General features: G+C 73.8%; 17 protein-coding genes. 7 read left to right on the forward strand and 10 right to left on the reverse strand.

Features of this window, described 5'->3' with window-relative positions; genetic code table 11:
- Positions 1 to 18 precede the first annotated feature (18 nt).
- Both DEJ50_RS07015 and DEJ50_RS07020 read right to left on the reverse strand, forming a co-directional pair.
- Complete coding sequence (locus tag DEJ50_RS07015) at positions 19 to 225, reverse strand: hypothetical protein (protein ID WP_150206722.1); 207 nt, start codon at positions 223 to 225, stop codon at positions 19 to 21.
- Between the two features lie 58 nt (positions 226 to 283).
- The gene (locus DEJ50_RS07020; RefSeq protein WP_223837639.1) at positions 284 to 3,541 is read right to left on the reverse strand and encodes a type 2 lanthipeptide synthetase LanM family protein; all 3,258 of its coding nucleotides are present in this window, start codon (positions 3,539 to 3,541) and stop codon (positions 284 to 286) included.
- A 360-nt stretch (positions 3,542 to 3,901) separates the two neighbouring features.
- Between DEJ50_RS07020 and DEJ50_RS07025 the strand changes: the two genes are divergently transcribed.
- Together DEJ50_RS07025 and DEJ50_RS07030 are read left to right on the forward strand one after the other, a co-directional pair.
- On the forward strand, positions 3,902 to 4,528 hold the full coding sequence (locus DEJ50_RS07025) for a helix-turn-helix transcriptional regulator (RefSeq protein WP_190344330.1): 627 nt from the start codon (positions 3,902 to 3,904) through the stop codon (positions 4,526 to 4,528).
- Positions 4,525 to 5,184 (forward strand): helix-turn-helix transcriptional regulator, encoded by a 660-nt coding sequence (locus tag DEJ50_RS07030; RefSeq protein ID WP_223837640.1) that lies wholly within the window; start codon positions 4,525 to 4,527, stop codon positions 5,182 to 5,184. The genes DEJ50_RS07025 and DEJ50_RS07030 overlap by 4 nt, the downstream gene beginning before the upstream one ends.
- Positions 5,185 to 5,208: 24 nt before the next feature.
- Here the strand turns inward: DEJ50_RS07030 and DEJ50_RS07035 are convergent, their stop codons facing one another.
- From DEJ50_RS07035 to DEJ50_RS07050, 4 genes are read right to left on the reverse strand one after another with little or no spacing between them, the layout of a single operon-like run.
- Entirely contained in the window at positions 5,209 to 5,769 is a 561-nt protein-coding gene (locus DEJ50_RS07035) for a GTP-binding protein (protein ID WP_150211965.1), read from the reverse strand.
- Positions 5,770 to 5,794: 25 nt separating this feature from the next.
- A complete protein-coding gene (locus DEJ50_RS07040; RefSeq protein WP_150206725.1) occupies positions 5,795 to 6,157 on the reverse strand; it encodes a DUF742 domain-containing protein in 363 nt (120 codons plus the stop codon).
- On the reverse strand, positions 6,157 to 6,576 hold the full coding sequence (locus DEJ50_RS07045; protein WP_150206726.1) for a roadblock/LC7 domain-containing protein: 420 nt from the start codon (positions 6,574 to 6,576) through the stop codon (positions 6,157 to 6,159). Before DEJ50_RS07045 ends, DEJ50_RS07040 begins: the two co-directional genes overlap by 1 nt.
- Positions 6,573 to 9,050 carry a sensor histidine kinase gene (locus DEJ50_RS07050; RefSeq protein WP_150206727.1) on the reverse strand — a complete coding sequence of 826 codons (2,478 nt, stop codon included), beginning with the start codon at positions 9,048 to 9,050 and terminating at the stop codon, positions 6,573 to 6,575. Before DEJ50_RS07050 ends, DEJ50_RS07045 begins: the two co-directional genes overlap by 4 nt.
- A 395-nt stretch (positions 9,051 to 9,445) precedes the next feature.
- Here DEJ50_RS07050 and DEJ50_RS07055 point away from each other — a divergent pair, with 395 nt between their 5' ends.
- Positions 9,446 to 10,942 carry a S8 family peptidase gene (locus DEJ50_RS07055; protein ID WP_223837641.1) on the forward strand — a complete coding sequence of 499 codons (1,497 nt, stop codon included), beginning with the start codon at positions 9,446 to 9,448 and terminating at the stop codon, positions 10,940 to 10,942.
- A gap of 43 nt (positions 10,943 to 10,985) precedes the next feature.
- On the opposite strand, the gene msrB is transcribed toward DEJ50_RS07055, so the two are convergent.
- From msrB to DEJ50_RS07075, 4 genes are all read right to left on the reverse strand, one after another.
- Entirely contained in the window at positions 10,986 to 11,393 is a 408-nt protein-coding gene (gene msrB, locus DEJ50_RS07060) for a peptide-methionine (R)-S-oxide reductase MsrB (protein WP_150206728.1), read from the reverse strand.
- A 22-nt stretch (positions 11,394 to 11,415) separates the two neighbouring features.
- Complete coding sequence (gene murC / locus DEJ50_RS07065; protein ID WP_150206729.1) at positions 11,416 to 12,813, reverse strand: UDP-N-acetylmuramate--L-alanine ligase; 1,398 nt, start codon at positions 12,811 to 12,813, stop codon at positions 11,416 to 11,418.
- Between the two features lie 99 nt (positions 12,814 to 12,912).
- Positions 12,913 to 13,380 carry an indole-3-glycerol phosphate synthase gene (locus DEJ50_RS07070; RefSeq protein WP_150206730.1) on the reverse strand — a complete coding sequence of 156 codons (468 nt, stop codon included), beginning with the start codon at positions 13,378 to 13,380 and terminating at the stop codon, positions 12,913 to 12,915.
- A 143-nt stretch (positions 13,381 to 13,523) separates the two neighbouring features.
- Positions 13,524 to 14,294 (reverse strand): pyrimidine reductase family protein, encoded by a 771-nt coding sequence (locus DEJ50_RS07075; protein ID WP_150206731.1) that lies wholly within the window; start codon positions 14,292 to 14,294, stop codon positions 13,524 to 13,526.
- An 83-nt stretch (positions 14,295 to 14,377) separates the two neighbouring features.
- Between DEJ50_RS07075 and zapE the strand changes: the two genes are divergently transcribed.
- The 4 genes from zapE (at position 14,378) to DEJ50_RS07095 (ending at position 18,366) form a co-directional block, all read left to right on the forward strand.
- Positions 14,378 to 15,439, forward strand: a complete 1,062-nt coding sequence (zapE, locus tag DEJ50_RS07080; protein WP_150211967.1) for a cell division protein ZapE — start codon at positions 14,378 to 14,380, stop codon at positions 15,437 to 15,439.
- A 69-nt stretch (positions 15,440 to 15,508) separates the two neighbouring features.
- Positions 15,509 to 15,934 (forward strand): OsmC family protein, encoded by a 426-nt coding sequence (locus tag DEJ50_RS07085; protein WP_150206732.1) that lies wholly within the window; start codon positions 15,509 to 15,511, stop codon positions 15,932 to 15,934.
- A 63-nt stretch (positions 15,935 to 15,997) separates the two neighbouring features.
- Positions 15,998 to 17,362, forward strand: a complete 1,365-nt coding sequence (locus tag DEJ50_RS07090; RefSeq protein WP_150206733.1) for an alkaline phosphatase PhoX — start codon at positions 15,998 to 16,000, stop codon at positions 17,360 to 17,362.
- 71 nt (positions 17,363 to 17,433) lie between these two features.
- Complete coding sequence (locus DEJ50_RS07095) at positions 17,434 to 18,366, forward strand: polysaccharide deacetylase family protein (RefSeq protein ID WP_223837642.1); 933 nt, start codon at positions 17,434 to 17,436, stop codon at positions 18,364 to 18,366.
- Positions 18,367 to 18,372 lie beyond the last annotated feature (6 nt).

Raw genomic sequence — 18,372 nt, forward strand, 5'->3', positions numbered from 1 at the left:
GCCCGCCTCGGCGGCCGTTCAGGCACCCGCCTTGATGAAGGAGACGCTGGTGTCGAGCTGGCCGAGGGTGATGACGATGCCGCTGGTCAGCACCATCCCGGAGAGGACGCGGGCGCGGGCGCAGACCTTGTTGCGGCCGGAGAGGGTGAGGCGGCCGGCCGGGTCCTCGGAGGCGATGGCGGTGGCGGCGGCGTCGGACTGGGTGGCGGCGAGGTTCTTCTGCATGGCGGTGGCTGCCTTTCGGGGACGGGGCGGGAAAGGAGGGTGAGACGGTGAACGGGGTTCAGCGAGAGGTGTGTTCGAGGAGCAGGACGGACGGGACCGCCTCGGGGAAGCCGAGCCGGAGCAGGGCGTAGCCGATGCCGGAGAGTCCGGCGAGCAGTCCCGGGGACGGGACCTGGTCGGGGGTGCCGCACCGGTGGCCGTGCTCGGCGAGCCGGCCCAGCAGTTCGCCGGTGTGGCGGGTGAGCGCCCCCCGGGCCGGGTGGTGGCCCCGGGCGGCGCGTACGGAGAGGAGCTCCAGGGCACCGAGGGTGCCGTGCTGGAGGGAGAGGTCGGCGGCCTGCGGGGCCGCGGCCAGCAGGGCGGTGCTGCGGTCGAGCGCCGCGCCGGTGCCCGCGCCGTCGCCGAGGGCGTCGGCGGCGGCCAGTGCGGTCCCGGCGAGGCCGGTGGACCAGTCGAGGTGCCCGGGGTGCAGCAGGGCGGTGTCCAGGGCCGACCGCAGCAGTGCGGTACCGGCCTCGGCGTGCCGGCGCGCCTCCGGCCGGCCGGCGGCGTAGCGGAGCAGGGCCCAGCCGATGCCGGCGTCGCCGTGGGCGAAGCCGGGGGCCGGGGTGGCGCCGCCCAGCCGGTCGAGCAGCCGGTCGGCGAGCCGGCCGGCCAGCGCCCGGGCACCGGCCGCGCCGGGTGTACCGGGTGTACCGGCGACCGCGACCGTGACGGCGAGGGCGCCGGCGAGGCCGTCGGCCAGATCGCAGGGGCCGTCCGGGTCGGCCTCGGCGGCCAGTTCGAGGGCGGCCAGGGCGTCGGGCAGGCACCGTCCGATCCCCGCGGGATCCCCCTCGGCCTCGCCGAAGAGCGCGGACAGCCGGGCCACCGCGTAGACGATGCCGCCCAGGCCGTGCAGGGCGCCCGGACCGGCCGCCGCGCTCAGCTCGGGCTCCGCCGCCAGCGCCGCCAGCAGCTCCGGCAGCGGCCGGACCGCCTGCCGGGCCAGCGCGGTGTACCGTTCGGCGCCGGCCAGGGCGCCGATCTGGGCGAGGAACAGGGCGGCCCCGGTGTATCCCTGGGCGAGCCCCGCACCCATCGGCAGGACCGCCCAGTGCGCTCCGGAGACCTGCTCCAGACCGAGCCAGTTGACCCGCCCGGCGCCGGGCACGGCGCGGGCGGCGAGCTCGTCGGCGATCCCGCAGGCGGCGGCCAGCAGCCGGTTCGGCTCCGGCACCTCGGCGGGGGCGGGCCGCTGGGCGAGTACCGAACGGGGGTGCGCCGCACCGGAGTTGGCGCTGCTGACGGCCAGGGTGGCGGAGATGATCCACTCCTGGTCGTAGCGGTCCACCTCGCTCATCGCGGCGATCTTCCGGCGTACGGTGTCCAGCCCGGCGGCGGGCAGCAGCCCTTCGAGGCGGTCGCCGCGGGTGGTGCGGACGGCGGTGCCGGCCGGGTGGTGGAAGAACAGCGGGACGTCCCCGCACCACAGGTCGGCGATCTCGTCCTCCACCAGCCGCTGCCGGGCCGGGTCGTGGACGGACTCCGACCACAGCAGGGCGAACACCGACTCCCGGGCCAGTGCGTCCCCCAGCACGTCGGGGTGTGCGGACTCGTCCAGCAGGGTGGCGTACAGGCGGGTCGAGCGGGCGATCAGCCGTCCTTCGGCCGCGGCCCAGCGGTTCAGCAGCCCCCCGCCGGTGCCGGTGACGTCGGCTTCGGCGTGGGCGCCCAGCAGCTCGGCCCGGTGCCCGGCGATGGCCTCGTACCCGGCCCGGAAGCCTTCCAGCAGGGCCGCCCGGTGGTCGGTGTGGCCGGTGGCCCGGCCGCCCTTCAGCACCGGCCGGTTCTGCCCGGCCTGACAGACCACGGCGGCCCGCCGGACCCGCATCTCGTCCGTTCCGGCGCCCTCCCAGCAGACGTCGTCGCTGGGGTAGGCGCCGCCGGCACCGCCGCCCAGCGAGGAGATGTCCAGACCGCCGTTCTCGCCGATCAGCAGGCTCGGCAGCAGGCAGGTCCGGTGCACGGAGGCCTGGAGGGCCTCGGCGGCCGGGTCCGGGCCGGCCGTCATGGCCGCGGGCAGCCCGGTGTGCAGCAGGGTCTCGGCGTCCACCAGCACGGGCTGGTCCCCGCTGGCGATCACGTTCTCGTAGTGCATGTCCACGCCGTCCACGGCGTACAGCAGGGCGAGCAGGGCGCCCTGGCGGCGGTAGAACCGGTCGAGTTCGGTGACCGACTCGCAGCCGTGGTGCCCGATGAACTCCAGCCAGCCGTGGCCGGCCCCGTGGACCGTGCGCGGGGTGCGCAGCCCCAGGCCGGGCACCTTCGCGTTGAGCCAGCCCACCGCCCGGTCCAGCAGCTCGTGCTGGCCCAGCGGCCGGGGCTTGTAGACCACGGTGGCGCCGTCGGCGAAGTGCAGCAGGGCGACGGAGCGGTTGCCCTGGTGGGCGTCGCCCCGGCCGAGGTCCATCCGGACCAGCTCGCCCGGGTCGGTGCCCTGGAGGAGCTCCTTGACGATCTCGGGGCGGTCGGCGGCGAACCGGTCCAGGAGCTCGGCGGTGGCCTCGGCCGCGTATCCGCAGGCCTGGCCGAGCATCCGGGCCAGTACCGGATAGCGGGTGAACAGGCCGGCGAGACCCTGCGGGGTGCCCAGCCGGGCGAGGAAGGCCGCGAAGCGGTCCTGCGGGGTCCGGCCCGGCAGTTCACCCGCGGCGCGGGCCAGGTTCAGCTCCTTCACCAGGGTCCGGGCCGCCTGCCGGGTCAGCCGCTCGCCGAGGCGCTCCTCGAACCCGGGGCGTACGGCGGCGAGTTCGGCCTCGCCGGAGTCGGCGCTGGCCTCGACCTCGGCCCAGGCGAGGGAGATCAGGGGCCGCAGCACGGGCAGGAACAGGCGGGCCCCGTCGGCCTCGGCGTCGTACGCACCCTGCGAGCCGTCCGCGGCCCGCGAGCCGTCCGCGCCCTGCGCGCCGTCCCGGCTGTCCTCGGCGTCCGGCCGGCCGATGGCCTGCCGCGCCCCGGGGACCTCCGCGACCGCCCGCTCGATGTACGCCGCCCAGTGCGGCTTGGCCGCCCGCCCGGCGAGCCGGGCCGGCGCCTCCTGTGCAAGGCCGTGGGCCAGGCCGGCACCGACACCCAGGCTCGCGAGCCGGGCGGCGAAACCCTCCGCGTCCCCGCAGGACCACGGCGCGGGCCGGCCGCCGGAAGCGGCGCCCGCCGCGGACGCCGGGGCGTCCGGAGCGGCGAGCCTCTCCCGCAGGTTCAGGCCTCGGGCCCACCACCCGTGGGGGAGGAGGGCGCCGACCCGGGTCTCTCGGTCAGTGGCGGTATCAGTCACGGGAGAAAAACTCGCAGAGCCCGCCGCCCCCCACATGGGGGGAACTCCCCCATATTCTGCGGGCCCTCCCCCACCACGCCTGGGGGACCTACGGGCCTGGGGGCGGGCGGCCCCCGCACGGCCGCCGCCGGCGTGCCCGCCGGGGCCGCCGCCGGCCCGGGGCGGGGCGGCGCGGACAGCCGCCCGCGCGGCCGGTGAGCTCTGCGGATCCGTCCGCACCGGATCTGCGGGGCCCGCTCACCGCCCCTTCACAAATGTGGGGGCCGGGGCCCGATGCCGGGCCCCGGCAGCCGCCGCCAGTCTGCTGTCCAGAGCCCCACTCCCCTTGACCCCTCGGACCTCGACCCCTCGGAGGACTCGGTGGCACAGCCCGTCCCTGTCAACGTCGTCGCACTCGACCCGGTGCTGGAAGCCGGCACCAAGAGCACCCTGTTCGCCTGCCCCGAGGTGGTCCTGACAGCGCCCGACGGTGCCCCGAGGGTCGTGGTCATGACCGTCGACCAGGTCGGCCACCCGGAGCTCGACGTCCTGCGGACCATCCGCGAGGCGCCCCACCGGCCCGATGTGGTGCTGGTGGCCGCCGAACTGGCACCCGGGGGCGCCCTGCACGCGATAGCGGCGGGTGCCCGGGGGCTGCTGCGCCGCCGGGAGGCGGACGTCGCCCGGCTCTCCCGGGCGGTGCTGGCCGCCGCGCGCGGCGACTGCACCCTGCCGCCGGACCTGCTGGACCTGCTGCTGAAGCACTCGGGTGCGCCCGGCCGGGACGGCGACCCGACGGCCGCCCCCTGGGCCGCGGCAGGCCTGACCGACCGGGAGAGATCGGTCCTGCGGATGGTCGCGGACGGCCTCGAGACCAGCGAGATCGCCCAGCGGCTGTGCTACTCGCCGCGGACCGTGACCACCGTCGTCCATGACATCACCCAGCGGTTCCGGCTGCGCAACCGCGCCCACGCGGTGGCCTACGCGCTCCGGACGGGTCTGCTGTGAGCGCCGCCCTCACCACCGCCCCGGAGCGGGCGGAGCCGGCGGAGCGCGCGAAGCAGGGCGTACGGGTGCATGTGGTGGGCGGCCCCGGCGGAACCCCGCCGGACCGGCTGGCCCGGATGCTGGCCGAGGCCGGCAGTGTGCTGGCCCCGGCCGCCGAACCGGCCCCGGACACCGTGGTGGTGGCGGTCGCCGCGACCGTGGAGGAGGCCCTGGCCGCCTGCCCCGGTCCCGGCCACCGGCTGCTGGCCATCTGCGACACCGTCACCCCCGCCGGACTGCGGCTGGCCATCCAGGCCGGAGTGCTGGCGATCCTCCGCTCGGCGGACCTGACCCCGGACCAGCTGATGGCCGCCGTGCACTGCGCCCACCAGGGCGACGGCCGGATGCCGTACGCGGCCCTGGTCCGGCTGCTGGGCGGCGCGGGCACCCCGGCGGTCCCCCGCTCGACGGCCCTGCCGGAGGCCCCGCTGCTCACGGCCCGGCAGACCGCCGTGCTGACGCTGATGGCGGAGGGCCACGGCAACGCGGTGATCGCCCGCACCCTGTCCTGCTCGGAGCACACCGTCAAGAACGTCATCTACGAACTGATGGCCCGCCTCCAGGCCCGCAACCGCGCCCACGCGGTGGCCCGCGCCGTCCGCCACAGCCTCATCTAGGGTGCCCTGCCGGTCAGGCCGGGCTCAGGCGGTCGCCGCGGTCTCCGCCCCGGCGATCAGCTGGTCCAGCAGGGCGAGCAGGGCACCGCGGACATCGTCGCGGACGCGTGCGTCCAGCAGTAGGACGGGGGTTTGCGGATCGCGCAGGTGCAGGGCCGCCCCGATCTCCTCCGCGGTATAGGGCTGTTCGCCGTGGAAGCAGTTGGCTCCGATCACAAACGGAAGCCCTCTGCTCTCGAAGAAGTCGATGGCCGGGAAGCTCCGGTCCAGGCGCCGCGTGTCGACCAGCACCAGCGCCCCGAGCGCCCCGTTCAGCAGGTCGTCCCACATGAACCAGAACCGCTCCTGGCCGGGGGTGCCGAACAGGTAGAGGACGATTCCCGCGTCGGCGAGGGTGATCCGGCCGAAGTCCATCGCCACCGTGGTCAGCGTCTTGGACTCGATGCCGTCGAGGTCGTCGACGCCGACGCCCGCGCTGGTGAGCAGTTCCTCCGTACGCAGCGGCTCGATCTCGGAGATCGTCTGGACGACCGTGGTCTTGCCGACTCCGAATCCTCCCGCGACCAGGATCTTGACGGGAGCCAGGGCCTCGGCGGGGGTGCCGGGCGCGTCATATGCGGGCAAGGTTGTCCCTGATTCTCATGAGCAGGTGGACGTTGGTGGTCTCCGCCCCGTCCAGGGGCGGCCGGTGCTCGATGAGCTCGCGGTCCGCGAGTTCGCCGAGGAGGAGCGTCATCGGCGTCAGGCGCATGCCCGTCCGCGCCGCGATCTCGGCGACCGCCAGCCCGCCCGGGGCCGGGCACATGGCGAGGATGGCCTGCCACTCGCTGGGCAGGCCGCCCCGGGCGTCCTCGGCGACGGCCGCCGTGATCGTGGTGTCCATGGTGAGGACGGTGTGCGGAGCGGCCGTCCGGCCGTCGGTCAGCGCGTACAGCCGGGTCCGGCGGCCGGAGCGCTGCGGCTCGTCCGGCATTACGGGGTCGGCGCCTGATGGCGCTCGGGGGTGCCCAGCCACTCGCCGAGTGCCTGGGCGGTCCGGACGGCCTCGCCGCCCAGCTCCCCGAGCCGGGCCTTGCGGGAGGTCACCACGATGAGGGTGCTGCCCTCTCCGCACCCGACGATGCACAGGTAGCGGTCGTCCATCTCGACCAGCTGGCGGATGACCCGGCCGCCGTCGACCTCTCTGGAGATCGCCTTCATGGTGGCCGCGATACCGGAGGCCGCGGCGGCCATCCGCTCCGCCTGGTCCCGGTCCAGCAGGTAGTCGCTGAGCCTGATCCCGTCGTTGGACAGGAGCACGGCTCCCTGGATGCCGGCGATCCGGCTCAGGTTGTTGTCCAGGACGCTGTAGATCGCGCTGTGAGATGCCGCGGTGTTGGGTGTCGTCGTCATGGCTGATCCTGTCTGAGCTCTGCTTCCACTGACTGGGTCCCCTGTTCGTAGTCCGACCAGGCATCGGCCACCTCTTCGGGGGTGGCCCGGTCCGGGGCGGGGGCCGGCTCCGCCGCCCGCGGCCCGCGGAGTTGCTCGGTCATATGGGTCTGCGGCACGCGCTCCGGGAGGGCGGGGCGGGCGCCGCCGTCCTGGGTGACGGGCCGGAGTGCGGGCGTACGCTCCTTCGGCCGGCCGGAGACCGGGCGGCTCGGCAGTCCGGAGCCGGTGAGCGGGGCCGGTTCGGCGGTCCGCGGTACGGGCACGGGCCCGGCGGCGGCAACCGGCTGGAGCTCACGCTCCGGCTCGCCCTCCGGCTCGCGTACCGGCGCACGCTCGGGCGCGTGCTCCGGCAGGCGCTCCGGCTCACGCTCCTGTTCCGGCGCGCCGTCCGGGTCGCGCTCCGGGGCGCGCTCCGGGGTCCGTTCCCGGGCGGGTTCCTTGGCGCGTTCCTTGGCGTGTTCCGGCTCGTGCGCGGCCGGGGTCAGGAGTTCCGCGGGGAGGATGACCACGGCCGAGGTGCCCCCGTAGACCGAGCGGCGCAGGGTGACCGTGGCCCCGAGCTGGTCGGCGAGGTGGCCGACCACGAAGAGCCCCAGCCGGTGGGCGTTCTCGGCGAGGACGGAGTACGGCGGGGCGGAGTGCAGACGCCCGTTCATCTCCTCGTACCGGGCACCGGTCACACGCGGCCCGCGGTCCTCGATCTCGACCGAGAGTCCGTCCGCGACCAGTTCGGCGCGGATGACCACCTTCGACCGGGGCGGGGAGAAGCGGGTGGCGTTGTCCAGCAGTTCCGCCAGCAGGTGGCTGATCTGGCTGATCACGGACGGTTCCACGCTGGCCTCGTCCAGGGCGTGCCGCTCGATCCGGCGGAACTCCTCGACCTCGGCGGCGGCTTCGCGCAGCAGGTCGGCGACCCGCATGGGTTCGGTGTGCGGGTCGGGGATCTCCCCGCCGGACAGGATGAGCAGGTTCTCGATCTGCCGCCGCATGCCGACGGTCAGCTGGTCGGAGCGCATCAGCCGGGCCAGCAGGGCCTCGTCGTGGCCGAACTCGTCCTGGAGATCCTCGGTGAGGCTCAACTGCCGGCTGACCAGGTTCCCGGTGCGGGAGGCGATGCCCGAGGCGAACATGCCGAAGCCGTGGCGCTCGGCCGCGAGCTGCCGGTGCCCGTCGACGGACACGGCGACGACCCGGGCGAAGGCGTCGTTGATCCGCCCGACCTCGTCCCGGTGCCCGCGGACCTCCGGCAGTACGGACTCGTCCACGGGCCGGCCGCTGTCGAGCCGGGAGACGACGTCCGGGAGGATCCGGTCGGCGACGGCCACCGTGCGCCGGTGCAGGCCGTCCAGGCGGCGCAGCACCGAGCGGGTGGAGAACACCACCACGGCCACGACCAGCAGCAGTCCGGCGCCGTTGAGGCCGATCAGCCAGGCGACCTCGGTCTGGAGGCCGTCCGCCTTGGCCTCGCCGCGGGAGAGGACGTCGCGCGCCCGGTCGATGTTGAGGGTGGCCATCTGGACCGAGACGTTGTTGTGCGCCGCGCGCCACCCGCTGATCTCGGCGGGCAGCCTGATGCCGGTGGCGGTGTCCTTGTTCTCGTGGATGATCGCGTTCTCGATGCGCTTCTTCGTCTGCCAGTCCGCGGAGGTGACGATGCGTTCGTAGAACCTCCGGTCCCCCTCGGGCAGGTAGGGCACGATCCAGGTCTCGTACAGGTAGCGCTGGGCACCGACGGCGCTGGCGAACTCGTCGAAGCCGGCCGGGCTCAGTTCCCTGGAGGGTCCGGCCAGGGCCAGGACCGCGTCCTCCCGGGCCGCCATCTCGGAGGCCGAGAGCATGGACACCACGGGCCGGTTGGCCTCGGTGAGTCCGGCGTCCTCCGCGTGGCTGAACTCCTCCTGGTAGACCCGGATGATCTCGCTGATGGCGCCCGTGTAGTAGCCGAGCGAGCTCTCCGCCGGGCCGATGCGGACGTCCGTGCGCTGGCGGGGACCGCCGATCGTCTGCATGCGGCGGTCCACCTCCGCGAGGGAACCGTCCGAACCGGTCACCGCCCGGCCGAAGTCGGCCACGGCGCGGTCCGTGGCCTGCCGCCGGAGCCTCAGCTCGTCCTCGGCACCGGGGGTGCCCGCCCACCGGGCCGCGGTCGCCGTCCGCTCGGCCTGCAGGTTGACCATCAGCGTGTACAGGGGCACGCCGACCCGCTCGCTGGCCTCCACATCGGCGCGCAGGTGCGCCGACTGTGCCAGCAGCCGGTCGGCGTTCAGCACGGTCTGGGCGCCCATGGCCACGGTGGGGACGACTGCCAGACAAATCAGCAGGGTGCGCAGCCGCACCGTCCGCCGCCGCGGCAGCCGCTGCCGCTTCCGGGCCGTCAGGGGCGCTGCCGGCTCTTCGGGTTCTGCCGGTCCTTCGGGTTCTGTGGAAGACATCGTTCCTCGGGGGCGGCTGGGCAGCGGGCGGGGAGCGGGGTGCGCGGGACAGTCAGTCTGAAGGCGCTGATCATAACCAGCCGAACGGCTGAATCGGATACATTGATTCTGATATCGGCAGATGCTATGAGCGACCCCCTTGTTGCCGACCGGAGTCCCGATCGGAACCGGATCGCGACGACCGCTCCCCCCTCTGGTGCCGCGCCGTCAGATCTCACTATGATGCGCACCGCTCCACCACAGTTCGCACATGCATGGCCATCGGTTCCCCACATGTCGTTCACAGGCGGTCCGCCTGGGTCCGTCGAACGGGGTCCGACTTCTGAAACGCCCTGCCCCGAGCGCCGCCTGCCCCACCGCAGTCCCCGCGCTCCCCTGCGACTTCGGAGGTTCCAGTGAACGCATCGTCCGGCGCCCGGCGCCGATTACCCGCCCTGGTGATCGGCCTGGTGGCCGCCCTCGCCTCGACCCTCGGCGCCGCCCCGGCCGACGCCGGCACTCCGCCCGTCCCCGTGGGGACGGTCCGTACGGTTCAGGGGGCCACCCCGGTTCCCGGCAGCTACCTGGTGATCCTCAAGGACGGCGTGGTCGCGGCCGGGGCGGTCCCGGAGGCAGCCGACAGCCTGGCATCGCGGCACGGCGGGCAGGTCCGGATGGTCTGGCAGACCGCGGTCCGCGGCTATGCGGCGCGGATGAACGCCGAGCAGGCCGCGAGAGTGGCCGGCGACCCCAGAGTCGCGTACGTCCAGCAGGACGCCGAGGTGCGCCTCGCGGCCACCCAGCCCAACCCCCCGTCCTGGGGCCTGGACCGCATCGACCAGCGCAGCCTCCCGCTCGACGCGAGCTATTCGTACGGGACGACCGGCGCCGGGGTGAACGCGTACATCCTGGACACCGGCATCCGTACCAGCCACAGCACCTTCGGCGGCCGGGCCGTCTGGGGGCACAACTCCGTGGACGGCAACAACACCGACTGCAACGGCCACGGCACCCATGTGGCCGGCACCGTGGGCGGCAGCCAGTACGGAGTGGCCAAGGGCGTGAAGCTGATCGCGGTGAAGGTGCTCAACTGCGCCGGATCCGGCACCACCGCCGGGCTGGTCGACGGCCTGAACTGGGTCGCCGCCAACGCCGTCAAACCCGCGGTCGCCAATATGAGCCTCGGCTACGGCGGGGTGGACCCGACCGCGGACAGCGCGGTCCGCTCCGCCATCGCCTCGGGGGTGACCTTTGTGATCGCCTCGGGCAACTACGGCGCCAACGCGTGCAATTACTCCCCGGCCCGGGTGACGGAGGCCATCACGGTCAACGCCACCGACAGCGGTGACAACCGCGCCTCCTTCTCGAACCACGGCCCGTGCACCGACCTGTTCGCGCCCGGCGTGGCCATCACCTCGGCCTGGCACACCGGGGACACGGCCACCAACTCCCTCCAGGGCACCTCGATGGCGGCCCCGCACGCGGCCGGAGCGGCGGCCCTGCACCTGGCCGTCCGGCCGGGCGACACCCCGGCCCAGGTCTCCGCGGCCCTCACCGCCGCGGCCACCCCGAACAAGGTGATCAACCCGGGCACGGGCTCGCCGAACCTCCTGCTGTACACCGGCACCACGGCCGGCGGCGTCGCCGTCGCCCACCCCGGGAACCAGGTCTCCTACCAGTACGACCCGGTCCGCCTGCAGATGTCGGCCTCCGGCGGGACCGCGCCCTACGGGTGGTCGGCCACCGGTCTCCCGACGGGCCTGACGATCAACGCCACGACCGGCCTGATCTCCGGCGTCGCCCGCGGCGCCGGCACCCGTACGGTCACGGTCACGGCGACGGACGCGGCCGGTGCGACCGGCAGCACCACCTTCACCTGGCGCGTCATCCGCGACGCCTGCCCCACCTGCTGACCCCCCGCCGGGCCCGGCGCCTCCGCGCCGGGCCCGGTGGTGGTCAGGCCTCGTCCGGCGCCAGGCGCAGCGAGATGCTGTTGATGCAGTACCGCTGGTCCGTGGGGGTGGGGTAGCCCTCGCCCTCGAAGACATGGCCCAGGTGGGAGCCGCACTTCGCACAGCGGACCTCGGTCCGGACCATGCCGTGGGAGGTGTCCGCGAGGAGTTCCACCGCGTCGGAGTCCTTCGGGTCGAAGAAGGACGGCCAGCCGCAGTGGGAGTCGAACTTGGCCTCGGAGCGGAACAGTTCGGCGCCGCAGGCGCGACAGGAGTAGGTGCCGACCGTCTTGGTGTCCGTGTACTCACCGCGGAAGGCGGGCTCGGTGCCGGCCAGCCGCAGCACCTGGTACTCGCTCGGGGTGAGTTCGGCCTGCCACTGCTCGTCGGGCTTCTCGATCTCGTACGCCATTGCGCTCGCTCCCTGCAGTCGCTCAGTCACTCAGGCGGGCGAGGATCTCGGGTCCGAGATCGGTGACATCGCCCGCGCCCATGGTCAGAACCAGGTCGCCCGGCTTGGTCATTCCCGCGATCACCTCGGGGGCGGCGGTCTTGTCGTGTTCGGCGGTGACATCGGCGCCGGCGGCCCGCGCGGCGGCGATGATGATCTCGCTGGTGACCCCGGGGACCGGGTCCTCGCGGGCCGGGTAGATGTCCAGGACCACGGAGGCGTCGGCGAGCGCGAGGGCCGTGCCCATCTCGGTGCCCAGCTCCTGGGTACGGGAGAACAGGTGCGGCTGGAAGAGGACCAGGATGCGGGAGTCCCCGGCGGCGCCTCGGATGGCCTCCAGGTCGGCGGTCATCTCGGTGGGGTGGTGGGCGTAGGAGTCGATGACCTGGACACCACGGGCCTCGCCCTTGAGCTGGAGGCGGCGCTTGACCCCGGTGTACTTGCCGAGCGCGGAGGCCAGGTTGTGCGCCGGGATGCCGAGGGCCGTGCCCGCGGCGAGGGCGGCGACCGCGTTGTGGGCGTAGTGGCGGCCGGGCACCGAGACCGTGAAGGTGAGCATCCGGCCGTCCAGCAGCACGGTGACCTCGCTGGTCAGACCACGCGGGGTGATCTTGATGATGCGGATGTCGGCCGACTCGGACTCGCCGTAGGTGACCACGGTCAGCTGGGGCTGGGCGGCGCGGACCCGGCGGGTCAGCTCGACCGCGCCCTCCTGGTCGGCGGAGATCACCAGGGTGCCGCCGGCCGTGATGCGCCCGGCGTAGGTCACGAAGGACTCGTGGATCTCCTCCATGGACGCGTAGTTGGCGTGGTGGTCGAGTTCGGCGTTGAGGACGATCGCGACCTGCGGAGCGTACTTGTGGAAGCTGCGGTCGCTTTCATCCGCCTCTGCCACGAAGATGTCGCCCTCGCCGTGGTGCGCGTTGGAGCCCGGGGCGTCCAGGTCGCCGCCGATGGCGTAGGAGGGGTCCAGGCCGAGCGCGGACAGGGAGACCGCCAGCATGGAGGTGGTGGTGGTCTTGCCGTGGGTGCCGGCGACGGCGATCGGGCGCAGGCCGTCCATCAGGGAGGCGAGCGCGTCGGACCGGTGGACCACCGGGATGCCGAGCTCTGCGGCCCGGGCCAGCTCCGGGTTGTCGGCGCGGATGGCGCTGGAGACGACCACGCAGGTGGCGTCGTCGGCGAGGTGTCCGGCGGCGTGGCCGATGTGGACGGTGGCCCCGTGGGCGCGGAGCGCGTCGGCGGTGGCGGAGTCCTTGGCGTCGCTGCCGGCGACCTGCGCGCCGCGCTGGGCGAGGATCTTCGCGATCCCGGACATGCCGGCCCCGCCGATGCCGATGAAGTGGGGTCGGTCCATGGCGGTGGGCAGGCCGGGCATCATCCGTGGTGCTCCAGGGTCGTCGTCGGTGCGGGTGTGACGGGCCCCAGCCTAATTCCTCCCCCGGCCGCGGGGGCTCCCCCACGGCCGGGGAGCCGCCGGCTACTCGTTGTGGGCGAAGAGCTTGAGCACCGGGACGCCCACCTTGTGGCGGGCCCGGGAGGCCCAGTCGCGGTGGAAGAACTCCTCGACGAAGTGCGGGGCGGTCAGCACGATCACCTCGTCCGCCCCGGATTCGTCCACGACCGCCTTCAGCTTGTCCAGCGGATGGTCCTCGACGATCTGCCCGACGGCTTTCGCCCCCTTCTTGCGCAGGACGTCCAGGGAGTAGGCGAGGGCCTGCTCGGCCGGCCCGCGGGCGGCCTCCCCCTCGGGCACGTCCCCCTCCCGGATCGCGTCGGGGATCTCGCCGAGGGCGACGTCGTCGATGGCGCGCAGCAGCCGGTCCTGGTCGCCCCGGGGCTGCATGAGGACGAAGAAGGAGACCGGGTCGTCTCCGTGCAGGGTGGTGACGAAGTCCACGTCTACGGATGTCAGAGGCTTCTCGATCATCAATACGCTCGTGAACACGGACGCCCTCTCCTTCATGGGCCGCGGCGGCCCCTGCGGAAACCATCCTGCCCCGCTGTGGCACGGGGCTCGCGCTGGTCATTCTGCCCAGCGGAAGCTAAGCGGAACGACAAATTCCGCGGCCTCTCACATTCCGCGGCCTCTCAGATCCGACGGTAGCGGGTGAACAGGAACCCGGCCTCTTCCAGCAGGGATGCGAGTTCCAGCCGCCGCGGCACCGCCATCGGGGGGCCGCCCGCGATCCGCTGGGCGTCACCCGCCGTGAGCATCGGGGACACGGTCAGGCACAGCTCGTCCAGCACCCCGGCCGCGACGAACTGGCCCAGCATCCTCGGCCCGCCCTCGGTGAGCTGCCTCACCAGACCGCGTACGGCCAGCTCACGGACCACGCGCGCCGGGTCCACCCCGGCCCCCTCCCCGGCCACCAGCACCTGGGCCCCGGCCTTGGAGGCCGCCGCCACCCGGTCCGCGGGCGCGGTCGCGCCGGTCAGCACCAGGGTGGGCACCAGCGGGGCGGTGAACAGCGGCAGCGAGAAGTCCAGGTCGAGGCTTGCCGAGACCACCGCGATGGCGGGCGCCGGGCCCTGTCCGGCGGCTGCCCGGCGGGCCGCGAAGGCCTCCCGGGCCCGGGCCGGCCGGTAGCCCTCCTGCCGAACCGTTTCGGCCCCGACCACCACCACATCCGCCAGGGCCCGCAGGGTGCCGAAGATCCGCATGTCGGTGTCGTTCGAGATGGGCTGGGAGCGCCCGTCGTGCTGGGCCGCCCCGTCGAGCGTGGACACCATGTTCCCGCGCAGCCAGTGGGCGTCTCCGGTCAGCGGCGGGTATGCATACGCCTCCGCGAGCTCATCGAGCGACCACTCCCGATCGGTCTCGGCCGGTGTCTGATCGGTCACAGGGAACAGGTGGCGCATGGGGTGCAGTGTGGCACGCCGTAGAGTTGAATGCTGTGTCAACATCTCTCACCGAGTCCGGCGGCGCAGCCGGACGGAGCCACATACCCGACGCGGGCCCGCACGCCCTGTGCGCCCGCGAGCCCCGGGTGCCCGCCGAGCGGCTGGTCGCCGAGATGGTGCCGCCACCGCGTTTCGACTCGGTGCGCTTCGACACGTACAACCCGGACCCCGGTCAGCCCAGCCAGGCCGAGGCCGTCACCGTGCTGAGCGGCTTCGCCGCCGGCCTCGGCGGTGCACACGCCTCCGGCGCCGGGAAGCGCCGCTGGTTCGCCCGGACCCCGAAGAAGACCGCGCCGGCCGGCCCCCGCGGGGTCTACCTGGACGGCGGCTACGGCGTCGGCAAGACCCACCTGCTGGCCTCGCTCTGGCACGCCACCCCGGCCGAGCCCGCCCTGAAGGCCTTCGGCACCTTCGTGGAGCTGACCAACCTGGTCGGCGCCCTCGGCTTCCAGCAGACCGTGCAGACCCTGTCCGGGCACCGGCTGCTGTGCATCGACGAGTTCGAGCTGGACGACCCGGGCGACACCGTCCTGGTCTCCTCCCTCCTCGGCCGGCTGGTGGACGAAGGCGTGGCCCTCGCCGCCACCTCCAACACCCTGCCGGGCAAGCTCGGCGAGGGCCGGTTCGCCGCCGCCGACTTCCTGCGCGAGATACAGGGCCTCTCCGCCCATTTCCGCCCGCTGCGCATCGACGGCCAGGACTACCGGCACCGCGGTCTACCCGAGGCTCCGCCGCCGTTCTCCGACGAGCAGGTCGCCAAGACCGCCTACGCGACCCCGGGCGCCAGCCTCGACGACTTCCCCGGCCTGCTGGAGCACCTGGCCCGGGTCCACCCCAGCCGGTACGGCGCGCTGACCGAGGGCATCACCGCGGTCTGTCTGACCGATGTCGGCCCGGTGCCGGACCAGTCGACCGCGCTGCGGCTGGTGGTCCTGGCCGACCGGCTCTACGACCGCGAGATACCGGTCCTCGCCTCCGGAGTCCCCTTCGACCGGCTGTTCGGCGAAGACATGCTGAACGGCGGCTATCGAAAGAAGTACTTCCGCGCCATCTCGCGGCTCACCGCCCTCGCCCGCGACGCAAAGGGGCTGGTGGCGCAGTAGGTTGGGGACTCCCGGGCTCGGCCGTTCGGCCGTCGCCCGGTCGATTCCACCTTCTGCGAAGGGATCCACATGGCCACCACGCGTCACGCCCACACGGTCTGGGAAGGCAACCTGCTGGAGGGCAAGGGTGTCGTCACCCTCGACTCCTCGGGTATCGGCTCGTACGACGTCTCCTGGCCCGCACGGGCGGAGGCGCCGAACGGGAAGACCAGCCCGGAGGAGCTGATCGCCGCCGCCCACTCCAGCTGCTTCTCGATGGCGCTGTCCCACGGCCTGGCCGGCAAGGGCACCCCGCCCACCCGCCTGGAGACCAAGGCCGATGTCACCTTCCAGCCCGGTGAGGGCATCACCGGCATCCACCTGACGGTGGAGGGCGAGGTCCCCGGTATCGACAACGACGCCTTCGTCGCCGCCGCCGAGGACGCCAAGAAGAACTGCCCGGTCAGCCAGGCCCTGACCGGTACGACCATCACCCTGAGCGCCAAGCTCGCCTGACGGTCCGTCCCGCACGCGCGGCGGTCCGGGGAGCCCGTACCGCCGCGTGGTACCACAGGGCGCATGTCACGCACGGCACCCCTCTCGGCCACACGTCGTCGGTTCCTGGCCGGCGCCGGCATCGTCTTCACGGGTGCGCTGGGCGCGCTGTTCGCCGGCTCCCCGGCGGCCTCGCCCCGGGACTTCCACGGCTACGGGCCACTGCTGCCCGACCCGCAGGGCCTGCTGGACCTACCGGCCGGGTTCCGCTACCGCGCCCTGTCCCGGGCCGGGAGCCCGCTGTCCTCCGGCGAGGGCCCGCTCCCCGGCAACTGCGACGGCATGGCGGCCTTCGCCGCGGGCGGCGGCCGGATCCGGCTGGCCCGCAACCACGAGAACCGGGCCACGGCCGAGCTGCGCGTCCCGCCCGTCGCCGGTCTGACCTACGACCCGTACGCGCGCGGCGGCTGCACCCTGCTCACCCTGGACGAGCGGGGCGCGGTCGCGGACGAGCGGGTCGGCATCGCCGGGACCGCGGTCAACTGCGCGGGCGGCACCACCCCCTGGCACACCTGGCTGACCTGCGAGGAGACCGAGGACCGGGCCGGGGAGAACGGCTACGCCGAGGACCACGGCTATGTCTTCGAGGTCGACCCCGCCCAGCCGCTGCGCACCGGCGCGGTCCCGCTGACCGCGCTGGGCCGGTTCGCCCACGAGGCGGTCGCGGTGGACCCGTACCGGGGGGTGGTCTACGAGACCGAGGACGCCTTCGTGCGGCCGTTCGGCCTCTTCTACCGCTTCCTGCCGGCCCGGCCGCTCGGCGGCACCGGTTCGCTGCGGGCGGGCGGCCGGCTGGAGGCGATGCGGGTGCCGGGGGTGCCGGACCTGGCGCTGGTGACCGAGCCGGGCGCGGAGTTCCCGGTGGAGTGGGTCCCGGTGCCGGACCCGTCGGCGGCCCGCACCCCGGTCCGCCTCCAGGACTTCGGCCGGGGCGGGATCACCCACGCACAGAAGCTGGAGGGCTGCTACTGGAACCGGGGCGGGGTGTCCTTCGTGTCCAGCTACGCCCGCGCCCGCGAGGGTGCGGCGGCCGACCACTTCGGCCAGGTCTGGACGTACGACCCGGAGCGCGCCCGGGTCACCCTGGAGGTGCTGTTCGGGCCGGCCACGGACGTCCGGCTGCCGGGGGACTCCCCCGACAACATCTGCCTGGCGCCGGGCGGCCGGCTGATGGTGTGCGAGGACGGCGGCGGCGCCCAGTACGTGTTCGGGGTGACCCGGGCCGGCACGGTCTACCCGGTGGCCCGCAACGCGGACAACCTCGGCACGGCGCAGGCCCCGGAGTGGGGGGAGTTCGCCGGGGTCTGCTTCTCCCCGGATGGCACCACGATGTTCGTCAACGCCTACACTCCGGGCCGTACCTTCGCGATCACCGGTCCCTGGCGGTAGGGGCGGGCCTGACAACGGCGGCACGTGCGCGGTGGCAGGCCGCCTGGCAGATAGTCATATATTTTGCTTAGGTGACTGCTTCCGTACATTCCGTACTTTCCGCACGTTCCGTGCGCACCGCGGCGGTCCTCGCCGCGCTCGGCGCCGCCCTCGCAGGATGCGCGGGAGACGCCGGCACCACGTCGAAGTCCGACCTCGGCCGCGAGGCCCCCCGCGCCGGTGCCTCGGCTCCCGCCTCCGGGGCACCCGGCTCCGGCGCCCCCGCCGCCGGACCCGCGAAGCCCGCTCCCGCGCCGCAGGCCAAACCCCCCACCCTGGCCCCCGGCCCGGGCGGCCTGACCCCGGTCTTCAGCCGGGCCCGGCAGCAGACCGACAAGACCGTCGCGCTCACCTTCGACGCCGACATGACCGCCGATCAGGGGCCGCGCGCCGCCCAGGGGGAACGTTTCGACAACCCCCCGCTGATCGACACCCTCCGCCGGCTCCGGGTGCCCTCCACCGTGTTCATGACCGGGCGCTGGGCGGAGGAGTACCCGGACCAGGCCAAGTCCATCGGCACCGATCCGACCTTCGAGATCGCGAACCACTCCTACAGCCACCACGCCTTCACCACCCCCTGCTACGGGCTGCCCGCCCTCGACGGCGCCGCCGCCCGCGCCGACGTGGAGCGCGCCTTCGAGGCCTTCCGCACGGCCGGCGCGGTCAACACGGTCCCCTACTTCCGGTTCCCCGGCGGCTGCTACGACGACAAGGCCCTGCGCGCCCTGTCCACCGCCAAGGTGACCGCGGTGCAGTGGGACGTGGTCAGCGGAGACGCCTTCGCGCAGGATCCGGACGCGGTGGCCCGGCAGGTCCTGGCCGGGGTGAAGCCCGGCTCGGTGGTGGTCATGCACTGCACCCGCAGCGCGGCCCCGGTGACCGAGGAGGCGATCCGCACGATCGTCCCCGAGCTGCGCAAGCGCGGCTACCGGTTCGTCAAGGTGTCCGAGCTGATCGGAACCTGAACCGGT

It is taken from the genome of Streptomyces venezuelae (assembly GCF_008642295.1).
GTDB lineage: Bacteria > Actinomycetota > Actinomycetes > Streptomycetales > Streptomycetaceae > Streptomyces > Streptomyces venezuelae_C.

Bases quoted from the DNA above. Each gene is read 5' to 3' on its own strand.
- DEJ50_RS07015 (WP_150206722.1), bottom strand. From the start codon at position 225: ATGCAGAAGAACCTCGCCGCCACCCAGTCCGACGCCGCCGCCACCGCC.
- DEJ50_RS07040 (WP_150206725.1), bottom strand. From the start codon at position 6,157: ATGCCGGACGAGCCGCAGCGCTCCGGCCGCCGGACCCGGCTGTACGCG.
- DEJ50_RS07045 (WP_150206726.1), bottom strand. From the start codon at position 6,576: ATGACGACGACACCCAACACCGCGGCATCTCACAGCGCGATCTACAGC.
- DEJ50_RS07050 (WP_150206727.1), bottom strand. From the start codon at position 9,050: ATGTCTTCCACAGAACCCGAAGGACCGGCAGAACCCGAAGAGCCGGCA.
- msrB (WP_150206728.1), bottom strand. From the start codon at position 11,393: ATGGCGTACGAGATCGAGAAGCCCGACGAGCAGTGGCAGGCCGAACTC.
- murC (WP_150206729.1), bottom strand. From the start codon at position 12,813: ATGATGCCCGGCCTGCCCACCGCCATGGACCGACCCCACTTCATCGGC.
- DEJ50_RS07075 (WP_150206731.1), bottom strand. From the start codon at position 14,294: ATGCGCCACCTGTTCCCTGTGACCGATCAGACACCGGCCGAGACCGAT.
- DEJ50_RS07085 (WP_150206732.1), top strand. From the start codon at position 15,509: ATGGCCACCACGCGTCACGCCCACACGGTCTGGGAAGGCAACCTGCTG.
- DEJ50_RS07090 (WP_150206733.1), top strand. From the start codon at position 15,998: ATGTCACGCACGGCACCCCTCTCGGCCACACGTCGTCGGTTCCTGGCC.